11 protein-coding genes are annotated in these 14,044 nt (G+C 47.7%); 5 read left to right on the forward strand and 6 right to left on the reverse strand.

Annotated features, from left to right (window positions below):
• Positions 1-75: 75 nt before the first annotated feature.
• From panE to csdA, 3 genes are read left to right on the forward strand one after another with little or no spacing between them, the layout of a single operon-like run.
• A complete protein-coding gene (gene panE, locus KHN79_RS10340; RefSeq protein ID WP_182008721.1) occupies positions 76-966 on the forward strand; it encodes a 2-dehydropantoate 2-reductase in 891 nt (296 codons plus the stop codon).
• Positions 963-1,562: a DJ-1 family glyoxalase III gene (locus KHN79_RS10345; protein ID WP_182008722.1), complete on the forward strand. Its 600-nt coding sequence runs from the start codon at positions 963-965 to the stop codon at positions 1,560-1,562. Before panE ends, KHN79_RS10345 begins: the two co-directional genes overlap by 4 nt.
• Entirely contained in the window at positions 1,562-2,773 is a 1,212-nt protein-coding gene (csdA, locus tag KHN79_RS10350) for a cysteine desulfurase CsdA (RefSeq protein WP_182008723.1), read from the forward strand. Before KHN79_RS10345 ends, csdA begins: the two co-directional genes overlap by 1 nt.
• A gap of 36 nt (positions 2,774-2,809) precedes the next feature.
• Here the strand turns inward: csdA and csdE are convergent, their stop codons facing one another.
• The 4 genes from csdE to KHN79_RS10370 form a co-directional block, all read right to left on the reverse strand.
• A complete protein-coding gene (csdE, locus tag KHN79_RS10355; protein WP_182008724.1) occupies positions 2,810-3,235 on the reverse strand; it encodes a cysteine desulfurase sulfur acceptor subunit CsdE in 426 nt (141 codons plus the stop codon).
• 23 nt (positions 3,236-3,258) lie between these two features.
• Entirely contained in the window at positions 3,259-4,068 is an 810-nt protein-coding gene (gene tcdA, locus KHN79_RS10360; RefSeq protein WP_182008725.1) for a tRNA cyclic N6-threonylcarbamoyladenosine(37) synthase TcdA, read from the reverse strand.
• 101 nt (positions 4,069-4,169) lie between these two features.
• Positions 4,170-5,270, reverse strand: coding sequence for a murein transglycosylase A (gene mltA / locus KHN79_RS10365; RefSeq protein ID WP_182008726.1), 1,101 nt, complete (start codon positions 5,268-5,270; stop codon positions 4,170-4,172).
• A 245-nt stretch (positions 5,271-5,515) separates the two neighbouring features.
• Positions 5,516-5,980 carry a DUF2850 domain-containing protein gene (locus KHN79_RS10370; protein WP_244812556.1) on the reverse strand — a complete coding sequence of 155 codons (465 nt, stop codon included), beginning with the start codon at positions 5,978-5,980 and terminating at the stop codon, positions 5,516-5,518.
• A 132-nt stretch (positions 5,981-6,112) separates the two neighbouring features.
• On the opposite strand from KHN79_RS10370, the gene argA reads away from it, so the two are divergent.
• The gene (argA, locus tag KHN79_RS10375) at positions 6,113-7,450 is read left to right on the forward strand and encodes an amino-acid N-acetyltransferase (protein WP_182008727.1); all 1,338 of its coding nucleotides are present in this window, start codon (positions 6,113-6,115) and stop codon (positions 7,448-7,450) included.
• A 282-nt stretch (positions 7,451-7,732) separates the two neighbouring features.
• Positions 7,733-7,921, forward strand: coding sequence for a hypothetical protein (locus KHN79_RS21610; protein ID WP_224913830.1), 189 nt, complete (start codon positions 7,733-7,735; stop codon positions 7,919-7,921).
• 35 nt (positions 7,922-7,956) lie between these two features.
• Here KHN79_RS21610 and recD read toward each other — a convergent pair whose 3' ends face one another.
• Positions 7,957-10,131, reverse strand: a complete 2,175-nt coding sequence (gene recD, locus KHN79_RS10380) for an exodeoxyribonuclease V subunit alpha (RefSeq protein WP_182008728.1) — start codon at positions 10,129-10,131, stop codon at positions 7,957-7,959.
• Positions 10,131-13,763, reverse strand: a complete 3,633-nt coding sequence (recB, locus tag KHN79_RS10385; RefSeq protein WP_182008892.1) for an exodeoxyribonuclease V subunit beta — start codon at positions 13,761-13,763, stop codon at positions 10,131-10,133. The genes recD and recB overlap by 1 nt, the downstream gene beginning before the upstream one ends.
• Between the last annotated feature and the right edge of the window lie 281 nt (positions 13,764-14,044).

Below are 14,044 nucleotides of genomic sequence, written 5' to 3' on the forward strand. Positions count from 1 at the left end.
ATCGGCGCCATTTTTATTTGCTTTCCTTTTTCCCCTCATTATCCTTGCAGCAAACCTTTTTAAAGAGAGCGTTTGGTGAATATTGTCATCTTAGGCCCTGGGGCTATCGGTTCACTCTGGGCAACAAAACTCAAACAAGCCGGACATAACGTATCCCTGTGGAGCAGAAGTTCAGAATCTCAGCTCAAATTGCAACTTGATGACTCAGCTGTTGACACTTTTACGAATCATCATCTTCCAGATGTAAAAAATGCAGACCTGATTGTTGTGACGGTAAAAGCCTGGCAAGTAGATGAGGCTATTCTTCCCCTGCTTCCGCATATAAACCCTGACACCATCATAATGTTAATGCATAACGGTATGGGTACTGCGCAGCAGGTAGAAGCCGTCCTTACTAACAACCCTATCGTTTTAGCAACTACCACGCACGGGGCTTACAAACCATCGAATCAACAAGTGTTGCACACTGGGAATGGCATGACACAAATCGGAGCGTTTAATCGCTCGGGCGAACAGTGTCAGTTTTTGCAAGACGTGATGAATCACGCCCTTCCTGACGTGAAATGGAACCCGAATATCAATGTGGCATTGTGGACGAAGCTCGCTATCAACTGTGCGATAAATCCATTAACGGCTATCCATCAATGCAAAAATGGAGAGCTTGGGCAGCAAGAATATAAAGCAACTCTAGAGCTCGTTACCCATGAGCTGATCCAGGTGATGAAGCAAGAAGAGATCAATATCGAATTCGATGAACTCTTTAATACCATCATGCAGGTCGTCAATGCCACCGCAGAGAACTACTCTTCAATGAGACAGGATGTTTTCCATCAGCGCCGTACTGAAATTGACTTCATTACTGGGTATCTTCTGCAAGCGGCTGAGAAATATCACATCGATACTCCTGAGAACTTAAAGCTATACCAACGCATTAAACAAATTGAACAGAGCTGGACAGAACAATGAGTGTAAAAATCTTAGTACCTATCGCACCTGGAACCGAAGAAATGGAAGCCGTCACCATTATTGATATGATGGTTCGCGCAGGGTATGACGTGACCGTCGCCAGTGCTGCGTTCGACGGTGCTTTGACAATGAAGGCCTCTCGCGGCGTTACGCTGACGGCGGATTGTAAGCTGGTTGATATTGCCGATGACGAGTTTGATGTAATTGCACTTCCCGGCGGTGTCGGCGGTGCAGAAGTACTTCGTGACAGTACGGTAATGATAGAAATCCTTAAGCAGCATATTTACGAAGGTAAACTGGTTGCAGCTATCTGCGCAGCCCCTGCTCTGGTGTTGCAACATCATGATCTTTTCCCTCAGGCATTGATGACCTGCCATCCCAGCTTTCAGTCACACATTCCCGAATCAAACTGGCGCAGTAAACGCGTAACTATCGATCTGAATCATAATCTAATCACCAGTCAGGGACCGGGTACAGCATTAGAGTTCGCAATGGAAGTGATCATCAAGCTGTCAGGTAAAAAGCACGCCTGGAGCATCGCCGAGCCTATGGTAACAATCCCGACTTTGCACTATCACAAGTTTGGTGACGAGTAATGTTTGACGTTAACGCAGTTCGTAAGCAGTTTCCCGCTCTGAGTCAATCCATCAATGATACGCCCCTGGTCTACCTTGATAGCGCTGCTACCACACAAAAGCCACAATGCATAATTGATGTTATAAGCCATTATTACAGTGCGCAGAATGCGAATGTGCACCGAGGCAGCCACAGCTTAACCGCGAATGCCACCAGCCAGTTCGAAGCGGCTCGCGAAACGGTCACCCGCTTTATCGGCGCTGCTAGTTCAAAGGAAATCATCTGGACACGCGGGGCGACAGAAGCGCTGAACCTGATTGCCCAGACTTATGCTCGCAGCACCCTGCAAGCTGGTGACGAGATTCTGATAAGTGAAATGGAACATCACGCTAATATCGTGCCATGGCAAATCGTTGCAGAGCAGACCGGTTCTAAAGTCATCAAAGTGCCAATGACTCCCGATTGCCAGTTCGATATGCAAGCATTTAAATCGCTATTATCTGAGCGTTGTAAGATTGTAGCTTGTGCGCAAATCACCAACGTCACTGGTTCACGCCAGCCTGTTGAAGAAATTACCAGACTGGCGCATCAGTTTGGTGCGGTTGTGGTGGTAGACGGCGCGCAAGGTATCGTGCATGAACAGTTAAACATCGCTGAAACGGACATCGATTTCTACGTATTCTCCGGACATAAACTCTACGCACCAGCTGGCATCGGAGTACTGTACGGCAAGCTAGCTCTACTGGAAGCTATGCCGCCCTGGCACGGAGGCGGAAAAATGGTTGAAAGAGTGTCGTTTGAGAAAACCACTTTTTCGGCCCTGCCCGGAAAGTTCGAAGCAGGAACACCTAACGTGGCAGGAGCAATTGCTCTGGCAAAGGCAATTGAATGGTATCAGGGGTTTGACCATCAAGAGGTGGAAGAGCACCTACACTCTCTGCAAAACAGAGCCTTTCAGGCGCTTAGCCAATTAGACGATATACGTATTCTTGGCTACCAGCCGAACGCATCGATTCTGACATTTGTTATGGACGGCGTGCATCATCAGGACATAGCAACGCTGCTCGACCAGCAGGGTATCGCGGTTCGCGCCGGACATCACTGTGCTCATCCTTTAATGGACGCACTCAATGTAAAAGGAACAGTACGCGTATCTTTCGGTATTTATAACACGATAGAAGATGTAGACAGACTGATAGCGGCAGTAGAAAAAGCCGTTGATATGCTCTAGAAACAGACTGCCTGATATATAAGAGCCTAGAAAAATCTAGGCTCTGGATTTAATCTGCTCAACAATCGCTTTAAGGCCATTACCGCGTGATGGGCTTAAGTGTGCAATCAGACCCAATTGCTCAAAATACGCATCAATGTCGAACGCTTTGATCTGTTCAGAGTTTTTTCCCTCATACGCGGCCATCACTAACGCGATCAGTCCGCGCACAATACGTGCATCAGAGTCAGCGCAGAAATGCCAAACGCCATCCTGCTCTTTACTCACCAGCCAGACTAAACTTTCGCAGCCCGACACCGTCACTTGTTCAGATTTCAGTTCATCAGGCATTGTGGGTAGCTTTTTCCCCCACTGTATAACCTGACGGTAGCGGTCTTCCCAGCCTTTGAACTGCTGCATGGTTGCGACGATATCGTCACTTGTTATCTCGGTACCAAATGGTGAAACTGGAAAGTCTGTCATGTTCTGCTCTGCTCTAGGCTGGGTTACTTCTTATGCTTTTGAATCAGCTTTTCGACAATACGTGAAACGGCTACAAATCCGAATGTCGCGGTCACTACTGTCGCAGCGCCAAATCCGCTTGCACAGTCCATTCGCTTCGGCCCTTCGGCAGTCGATTTTACGCCACATACCGAGCCATCCGCTTGTGGGTATTTTAGCTGCTCGGTTGAAAATACGCAGTCTATGCCAAACTTACGCGCAGGATTCTTTGGAAAGTTATGATGACGACGCAGGGTGTCCTTAATCTTCTTGGCCAGAGGATCCTGGATCGTCTTGGTCAGATCCGCCACCATGATTTGCGTTGGGTCAACCTGTCCACCAGCTCCGCCAGTCGTAATTACTTTTATTTTATTGCTGCGGCAGTACGCCAACAGAGACGCTTTTGCTTTAACACTATCGATCGCATCCAGCACATAATCGTACTCTTTGCTCAGGTACTCATGCTGATTGTCTGGCGTGATGAAATCATCAATCAGATTCACCTTACACTCTGGATTAATGAGCTTAACGCGCTCAGCCATCACTTCAATTTTGCTTTGGCCGACATTACCGGACATCGCATGGATCTGACGGTTAATGTTCGTAACACACACGTCATCCATATCAATCAGTGTCAGCTCACCTACACCAGTACGTGCAAGCGCTTCCACTGCCCACGACCCCACACCGCCAATGCCAATTACACACACATGGGCAGCACGCAAAATTTCCACTTCGCTGTTGCCATAAAGACGACGAGTGCCGCCAAAGCGTTGATTATAATTGTCAGAGGCCGGAGTATCGAGTTCGCGCATATTGAAATCCAGATGTTCGATAGAAAAACAAAGAGTGCGATTTATACGCACTCTTTTATGGAATGTCTAGATTGGGAGCTACAATAACTCCTATCAGGCCGCTATTGTAGCTGTTCTGGCGATAAAGCCCAAGGAGCTTGAGTCGGCGAGTTTTCCAGTCCCAGCTTCCATACGCGACCGAAATGTTTGTAGTGTCCGGCTTCCGTACCTGCTCTGGCTCCGATGCCATGATACAGGTCGAGATGATTGCGTTTCACTGCACCGCCAGTGTCCAGAACAAGCAGAATGCGTAGTTGGTGTGCCCCGCTCCAGGTTCCGTCGGCATTAAGCAGCGGCACTTCCGCCAGAATTGGCGTACCCATAGGCAAAATTGAACGATCACCCGCAACGGACGCCATTGGTAACAATGGAATGCCGGCGGTTCCTGTTACTGGCGCTTCTTTCATAGGTGCAAAAAACACGTAAGACGGATTTTGCTCTAACAACTCACGAACGGTGGCTTCATCATTTTCCATGACCCAGTCTTTAATCGCTTTCAGCGACATGTCTTCACGTCGCACTTCACCACGATCTATCAGGATTCGTCCGATGCTCACATAAGCCTTATTGTTCTTCCCAGCGTATGCAAAGTACTCCAGCGTGTCATCGTCTTCAAAGTGCACATAACCGCTCCCCTGAACTTCCATCATAAATGGATCAATGCGATTCGGTGCGTAGCCCAAGACTAGGTCTTGCCCCTCTAAAGCGCCTGCGTAGATTTCTGCCCGGGTCGGACAATCAGCAGAACAATCAGGCATACCATAAACCGGATACCTGAAAATGTTATTTGGCTGATGACGCAGCTCCATCACCGGAGAGAAGTAACCGGTAAACAAGACGTTACCTTGGTTATCGCTACCACCTAACTGCGCTGCTTGAATACCATAGGCACTGAGTTCGCTGGTATCACCACTCTGCTGTGCCCATTCGCTTAACTTGTGGTAGAGAGGCTGGTACATATTCGCCATAGAGGGCGACTTCATCACAACCTGCTCAACCTGCATGTTGAACTCAGTAAAGTCGCGCGGTTTATTCGACTCAACCACTTCAACTTGATTGAGGATTTGAGGAAGCTCCCCATCAATATACTGTTTAGCCAGGTCGTTTTTCGCACAACCAAACATCAGGCTCAGGGAAACGATAGGAATGAGTTTTTTTAGCACATTATTATTCCGTAAATGGTTATTCGGCAAATAGTTATTCGCAATAAAAGATAGCAAAAGGATGGCAAACAAATAGCATCAGCGCAATTGAAAAGCCGCTTCAATTTGTTTCAATACTAAGTCAAAGATTCTAGGTGACGCTATATCAACCGTTAAGATCGGAAATGCGATACATAACGGTTCAGACAATATCTAAAAAGAGAAGCACTATTTCCTAACTGGCAAAGGAAATGATTAACGGGAATCTATATCGACGTGTCTTCTAAACGAAACACTGGCAGGTAATGCGAGTCCGCATCCAGTTTCATTTCTGCATGCTGCTTGCCGGTAAACTTAAATCTACGGACAGTCGAGCCCAGCTTATAAGAAAATGAATCACCATCAAATTCAAAATCCGTTGCAACGGTGGAGCCGTTAACAGTCACGCCTCTTTCACTCACAACGAACTCTTCACGAACGTAGTGCGCGACATTCTGTTCTACCCACTTTCCATAAATTGTCGATTTGGAAAAAGAAGGGTTGATATATTGAGCAATGAGCTCGCTGTACAGCATGCATACTATGATGGTTCCAATCACTGCGCTAAGCATTAAGAAGCGCTCAGCCCCTTTCCGAAACTTGGACTTTTGGGAAGATTCTGTCTGAGTTTGCTCGGAGAGATTTGCCGTTGAAGGCATAAGAACCACCAATGAAAAGATAAAGAGCGGCATTGTACCCTCAGCTCTATGGTTCAATAAAGGGTTCCTGCCCATATCTTTGTTCTTTATTCCAAAAAATCCCCTTGCCACAAGCCGAATAAAAAGCCATTATTTGAGCATAAATAGTCACAAGGAATGGTTGTAGTGAAAATTCGTAGTACCGCTCTCGTCAAAGGGTTCCGCCAGTCAACTCCCTATGTTAATGCACACCGTGGCAAAACCATGGTAATCATGCTTGGTGGCGAAGCCGTTGCCCATAATAACTTTGGCAACATCATCAATGATATTGCTTTAATGCACAGCCTCGGCATTAAAGTAGTGGTAGTATATGGTGCTCGTCCGCAAATCAACCAACTCTTGGAAAAACAAAGCCTTACTACGCCTTACCACAAAAACATCCGGATTACTGATGAAGAAGCTTTATCGGTAGTTATGCAAGCAGCAGGGCAACTTCAACTGGCTATTACCGCTCGCCTTTCAATGAGCCTTAACAATACGCCTATGGCAGGAACAGAACTGAGCGTCGTGACAGGTAACTATATTATTGCTCAGCCATTAGGCGTCGATGATGGCGTTGATTACTGCCACAGCGGGCGGATCCGTCGTATCGATACTGACGCGATCAACCGCACACTCGATCAAGGCTCTATTGTGCTGCTCGGCCCTATCGCCAGTTCAGTGACCGGTGAGTGTTTCAACTTACTTTCTGAAGAAGTCGCAACACAACTTGCGATCAAACTTGGTGCAGACAAGCTGATTGGCTTTTGCTCTGAACAAGGTGTTATCGGTGAAAATGGCAACGCTATCGCTGAACTTCTTCCGATTGAAGCTGAACATGTGATGAAAACGCTCACTGAGAATACCTCGTCAGATTCTGATTACAGTTCCTGCACTCTTCGTTTCTTAAAAGGGTCCATTGCAGCGTGTCGCGCGGGTGTACCCCGCAGCCACCTCATCAGCTATAAAGTGGACGGGGCATTAATCCAGGAACTGTTCTCATTCGACGGTATCGGTACTCAGGTCGTCATGGCCAGCGCCGAGCAAGTCCGCCAGGCAACCATCGATGACATTGGTGGTATTCTGGATTTAATCCGACCTCTGGAAGAGCAAGGCATACTGGTAAGGCGCTCACGTGAGCAGCTGGAGCAAGAGATTGGCAAGTTCACCATCATAGAAAAGGATGGCTTAATTATCGGCTGCGCCGCACTTTACCCATATGCCGAAGAGCACAAAGCGGAAATGGCCTGCGTCGCGATTCACCCAGACTACCGGGATGGTAACCGCGGCTTACTATTACTCAACTACATGAAGCACCGTTCAAAGTCTGAAAATATCCATCAAATCTTCGTTCTCACAACACACAGCCTCCATTGGTTCAGAGAACAAGGCTTCTACGAAGTGAGCGTTGATTATTTACCGGGAGCTAAGCAGGGGCTGTATAACTTCCAGAGAAAGTCTAAGATTTTAGCTCTGGATTTATAATCCATTAACAAACAACTCAAAATATGCAAAGCATTACATTGATATTAGTCTCATTTTTATCTTTTCAATGTGAAAATGTCTGGTTATAATCCGCGCCCTAATGATTGGTTTTTAACCAAATATCAATGGATCTAGGTGATGATATAACCAGAAAAGCTCAAATAAGAGTCAAGCTGGATGTGTGTGGTCTTCACCCTAAAGTACCAGCGAACGAAGAGCCTGGTATGACACATCAAGGACAGTTGTTGATCTGACTTTTAATAAGCCGAGACGAGCACTGTTATGAGAACCATCGTTTGTAATTCGCTTCAAAGCTTCTGGGATATGGCCGACCATCAGTTTTTAGAAGGGTTAGACGTACACTGCGTATTTCCGGTGAATGACTCTATCCGAAACTTTATCCTCGACCATCAGAAACAATACAAAATTCGAAGCGTATCATTTACGAGTGCGTTTAAAAAACGCGGATAGAAAAAGACCGAGCATTAAGCTCGGTCTTTTTGTTTTTAGCAGGAAAGTCTCTGAGTGAGCCCACTAGCCCGAGTGGTTTTAACTTTAATCCCTCTCTTAAGCACATTCAGCTCAGCGTAAAGTGCTAAACGTTTCTTTGCTCGCGTTATACCTGTGTATATCAGCTCGCGGGTTAATATCGGGCTAAAGTCTGGTGGCAGAATCATAAGGGTGTAATCAAACTCACTGCCCTGGGATTTATGAATTGTCATCGCATAAGCTGTTTCGTGCTCTGGTACCCGGCTTGGCAACACCGATTTCACACTGCCGTCAGGGAGCTCGAAAAAGACTTTTAAACGCGGTTCTTCTTCACTGTCGTCCAGCATACAGATACCGATATCACCGTTATACAAACCTAAACCGTGGTCATTACGCGTGACCATTACCGGTCTGCCGTGATACCAAATCTCGTCCTGAACCTGAATCAGCTTACGTGCTGCCAAGGCTTTCTCGATGCGCTGGTTTAATCCAGCCACACCAAAGTCGCCTTCGCGAATCGCACACAGCAGCCGGCATTGATTAAACGTGTCTAATACTGCTTTGGCTTTGTGAGTTAACGATTCCGGTTTCCCCGTTTTCTGGTCAACTTCTTGCTGCCCGATGCGCTTAAGATAACGGCCGTATTCCTGCACTAGCGTCTGCATCATCTGGTTGTAATGTTGACTGCTCAGTGCGAAATGCTCAATGTCTGAAAAGTCACGCGCCCAGACATTATCAACGCTGGCAGCGGAACCTGAATTAACCGCTTTTGCCAACTGCCCAATCCCCGAACGGGCATCAAACCGATAACTCTTTTGCAGCATACACAAACTGTCTGCAATACTGGATGCACTGTTGCTACTGTGGGCCAAGGTTTCATATCCGGTCAGTTTTGTGATGGCCGAAGCCTGCTCCTTACTGTAGCCCAAAGCGTGGAAAGAGCAGATATCCCCTAACACCGCCCCCGCCTCTACTGAGGCGAGCTGATCTTTATCGCCCAGTAGTATCAGCCGAGCATGTTTCGGTAATGCATCAACCACTTTATACATCATAGGCAAATCGACCATAGAGGCTTCATCTATCACCAAGATATCCAAATGCAGTGGATTTTGCTTGTTATGACGAAACTCCGCACTGTTAGGGATCGCGCCTAGCAATCGATGCAAGGTACTCGAATCTGTTGGGATCTTGGCTTTTAGCTCAGGAGAAACGGGTAACTCTTGTATCGCTTTACCTATTGACTCAGTCAATCGCGCCGCCGCTTTACCCGTCGGAGCCACCAGCTTAATGGTGAGGTTTTTCTCTTGTACTGCCTGCTCGATCAAAGCAGCAAGCAATTTGGTTACTGTAGTCGTTTTACCCGTTCCCGGCCCACCGGAAATCACCGCAAACCGACGGGTTAGCGCTACCGCCGCTGCGACTTTTTGCCAGTTCACACAAGCAGAAAGTGGCACAAGTTCATCCAGTGGCTGTAAATCCTGAACCTTACGCACCTGACCAAGCAGAGCGTCAATTGCTGGCCAATCCAGTATGTCGCTTGCGACAACATCAAGGTGGTCACACACCAGTTGCTGACGCAAAACCTGGGTACTATTCCCCGCTTCACTGGCTTTGGCTAGCGCGTTAAAAAGAAAATGATATTGCCGCGCAAACAGATGGTTAAGCAGCTCAGATAATCGAGCAAACTCTTGGGGCTGCAAGTTAACCGCAGCGCCCAGTTGATTGAGCTTTTCCGCCAGGGTCACTTCATAGTGCCAGTAACGGTGCAGATACAAACGCTCACCATCGAACATCAGCGGCAAAGCTTCTCCCTGCCCGCCGACTAACGGCGAGCTTTGCAGTACTTTAACCCAGTCAATACCTTGCAGCTTACTGTTGAGCGCTAACGCTGCTTCACCATATAGCCCTAACGTACTGGCAAAATCTGTAGGCTGACCTTGAGAGTCGAACAGTGGTAAACAGATGTGCCCTTTGCCCAGCTCGCTGCTGACCACTCCGGCGATAAACGCCAGAGCCTGACCGTCAGTTATCAGTTCGCTTTGGGTATCAGTACATTGAGAATCATTACGTTGAGTAAAAAGGAAACGGGCGAACTGGTAATCGAGCTGACGAATCGCACCTTTGTGCGCCAGATGTTCAAGTGTTGCCAGCAAGCTCTCTTGCTCGGAATGAAGGTTGTGATTGGTCGTCATTACAGTAACTCCATCTGACCGGCCTGAGTCGATCGCGTTTCCGGCGTTTGACCATCAATCAGACAATCCATCTCATTTAAGAAATCTAAGGTTGGCTTGGCGGAAAAAATACCGTGTTCACTTTGTCCGTCCATGCCGCGTAAGAACAAGTAGTACACGCCACCAAAGTGTTGATCGTATTGATAATCCGCCAGTCGACTACGCAAGAATCGGTGCAGTGCTAACGCATAAATCTGATACTGCAAATCATAACGGTGATCGGCCATGGCGGATTTCAGCGCTTCACCATGGTAATGCTTCACATCATCGCCAAGATGGTTCGATTTCCAGTCAAGCACGTAGTATTTGCCCTGATGTTCAAACACCAGGTCGATAAAGCCCTTAAGCATCCCCTGCACGGTATGGAAACCTAAATCCCCTGCTTTTGCAGACAACGGATCATGACGCTGAATAACACGGTTCAGAGCCGGTGCAGACAATACTTCAATCGGCAATAAAAACTCCATCTCAACTAAACGCTGTGATGGCGATTTTTGATTGAGCAGCAAAGATTTGCCGTCTAGTGGTGTGGCAAGAACGGTATCAATCAGTTGCTGTAAAATTGGCAGCCACTCTTCATCCAGCTGCTCACTTTCCATTAAGCCGAGAATGATTTGCGTGTTCTCTACCGTCGTTGCTGACTGAGTAAACTCAATCTCCTCAAACAAGCTGTGGAGGAAGGTACCCGGACGAGCACCGCGCGGGAAGGTGAAAATAGAACGTTCAGGCTCAACCAAATCCTCTTCATCCTGCTCATCAGAAGAGTCGATATCAAATCCGGTGATCTCAATGGTTGCGTCATGCACCGCATGATGAGAGCCTTGCTTTACCAGGCCAGAATAACTGGTGATGCGCCAGTTTCTGTCGATTGGGTTTTGCAGCTCTTTAGCCGTCAGGTCGTCCACTTCAACTTGCGGCGCGATGTATTTCTCTTCAAGCTGCTGAGGCGGCTCTGCAATGACTACACATTCGAGCTTATCTTGCTGCTGTTTTAAACCCTGGTACAGATCGTTGATTCCGCCCTCTTCACCATTTTGTACTAAGTAGCCAATAGCACTGTTGTGTACACCAGTTGGCTCCTTCGTCGAGCGGCCATTTCGCAAGGGAGAAGCCCCTATAAAACAGGCATACACGGCACGCGTTAGTGCCACATATATCAAACGTAAGTCTTCAGCCAGACGCTCTTTATCCGCTTGCTTCATTGAAGCATCGTTGCCTGTAATATCCAGTACAGTGCGGTCATTAGCAGCATCGTAATATTTTGCTTCGCTCGCTTCCCGGTAGCTGAATACAAACGGCAAAAAGACTAGGTCGTACTCCAGACCTTTTGATTTGTGAATGGTAACGATCTGTACCAAATTGCGTTCAGATTCCAAACGCTGGATTTGGTCATCACTGCCGCCCAAGCCGTTTTCCGCGTCACTGATAGACTGCGCTAACCAGCGGAGTAAACCGTGGTCGCTGTCCAGTTCATTACTTGCCTGCTGAAGCAGTTCACCGATGTGCATGAGATCGGTAAGTACCCGCTCACCGTTTTCACCCTGTGAGCCCGCACCTCCCGCTAACAATCGCTCGGCAATATGACGCTTGCTGATCACCGCGCGCAGCATTGGTAGCACACCACGCTGAACCCAAAGTTTGCGATACTCTTTGAACTCATTGACTGCGTTTTCCCAGACGATTTCATCGTTGTTGAGCGCATCCAGGCTGGCGGCGTCGAGGGCAAAGAGTTCAGAGGCTAAGCTTGCTCGCAAAGCCCGATCATTTTCCGGGGTCAGTACTGCTTGCAGCAGACGCTGTAAATCTTGAGCGACCGAGCTGGTAAACACACTGTCACGGTTAGATAGGTATACACTGGCAATGCCTTGATCTGCCAGCGCTTGTTTGATCATGCGACCTTCATTACCGGTACGAACCAGTACGGCAATATCTCCGGCCTGAACGGCTTTCTGTTTTTCGCCGTTTACCAGACACGCTTGCCCCTGCTGAGCCTGAGTCAAAATCGTCTGGATCTTACTTGCTGTTGCCTCAGCCATTCGGGTCAGGTATTCGCCTTTTGGCAGCGGTTTCTCATCCGCTTCTTGCAGCCAGTAAGTGAGTGCCGGTTGCTTTTGACCACCTATGGTCCAAATGCGTTTTCCGGCATTCGGACTGTAATTTACCGGTAAGAACGGAATGTCCGAATCATAGATAAACGGGCTGTCTGGCAAGGCGAACACCTGGTTCACCGCCTGTACCATATCCGCGCTTGAACGCCAGTTAGTTCCTAACGTGTAGTGGGCACTCACTTGGTTACGTGCTTTGATATAAGTGAAAATATCTGCGCCACGGAAACCGTAGATGGCCTGTTTCGGATCACCGATCATAAACAGACCGCATTCTGGATTATCCAAATAGATACGGCTGAAAATACTGTATTGCAGAGGGTCGGTATCCTGGAACTCATCAATCATTGCGACGGGATATAAAGTACGGATTCGCTCGGCAAGCAGTTCACTTTCATCTGTATCAATCGAGGCAGAAAGCTGAGTCAGTAAGTCATCAAATGAGAGCCACTGCTTCTGATTTTTCGCGCTGGCCAGCATCACTCGACAGTGCTCAATAGCGTGGGCAAGAAGTGGAGCTTTTAAACTAATTGGATTGGCAAGAAAAGCTTCTATTGCTTCAAACACTGTGTGCTGAGGCGCATTGCCTTTAGGCGTTTTTTCTAGCAGAACATTCTGGGCAAATCTCTCCAGTTTGTCTGGATAGTCGTAACCGGTAGTTTCCGTTGCCGCCCAAGCGTTCACCGCCTCCAGCCATGACGGCAGAGACTTTTTAGTGTAGCTACGTTTGTTGATGTCTGAGTCCGAAATCAACGCTAGGAAATCGTCTTGGCTATCTCGCCACAGCGCTTTCAGTTCATCGATTTTCTTCAGATTTTCAGCATGCAGATCAGCTAGGTTGCCACTCATTGCATGAACCGACAAACTTAAGGGCGCGCCAGTGAGATAATTACTGATGTCGCCAAGAAGCGCCGATGGAGAGCCCCAAATCTGACGAACTTCTCCGGCTAGATTGAACGGTAGCGGATAGAAATTTCGACGCCAGTAGTCAGCCACCACCTGAGCTTTAAGGTGACTTTCATCGGTGACGAACTCGTTGTTAAACCGGCTGCCGGATTCAAAAGCATTTTGTGTCAGCATGCGCTGGCAGAAACCGTGAATGGTGTACACTGCAGCCTCGTCCATCTGACGCTCTGCCTGCAACAGAATTTCTGCGGCTTGTTTGTGATCATCGAACTCACTAAGCAAAGGCTGAATAACCGGATCGGAACTCTGTCCTCGGGCAAAAGCAATTCGGGCATCATGGATTCTTGCCCTTATACGGTCACGCAATTCTGCTGTTGCCGCTTCAGTAAAGGTTACTACCAAAATCTGGTCGACCGTAAGCGGTACGCGATGTCGGGTTGCCGCGCTGCCGTGACCAAGCAAAAGGCGCAGGTATAAACCCGCAATGGTAAAGGTTTTACCCGTACCCGCTGATGCCTCAATCAGCCTCGCACCATGCAGCGGAAACGTCATTGGTTCTAGTGGCGTTGGCTGTGATTGCATAGTTGCTTCTAATTCACGGGCTTTTAAATCATGGGTCGGTAACTCTGCACCTGACATTTGATCCATAACGTTGAATCTCTCCGGATTATCAACTGATAGAAGTGTGATCTATCGTGAAAAATTCTAATAATATGTTTAACAAGTCGGAAAATTTAGAGCTTTGTGGGATCTCACTCACGGTTATCCTTCTACTGTACCGCTACTATCCCCGCCACGAGATAAGCCAGCCTTTTTAGGCAGCTCCACTCAAAAGAATTAAGCAAACGAATCATGGTCCCTCT

The sequence above is a fragment of the Vibrio sp. B1FLJ16 genome (assembly GCF_905175385.1).
GTDB lineage: Bacteria > Pseudomonadota > Gammaproteobacteria > Enterobacterales > Vibrionaceae > Vibrio.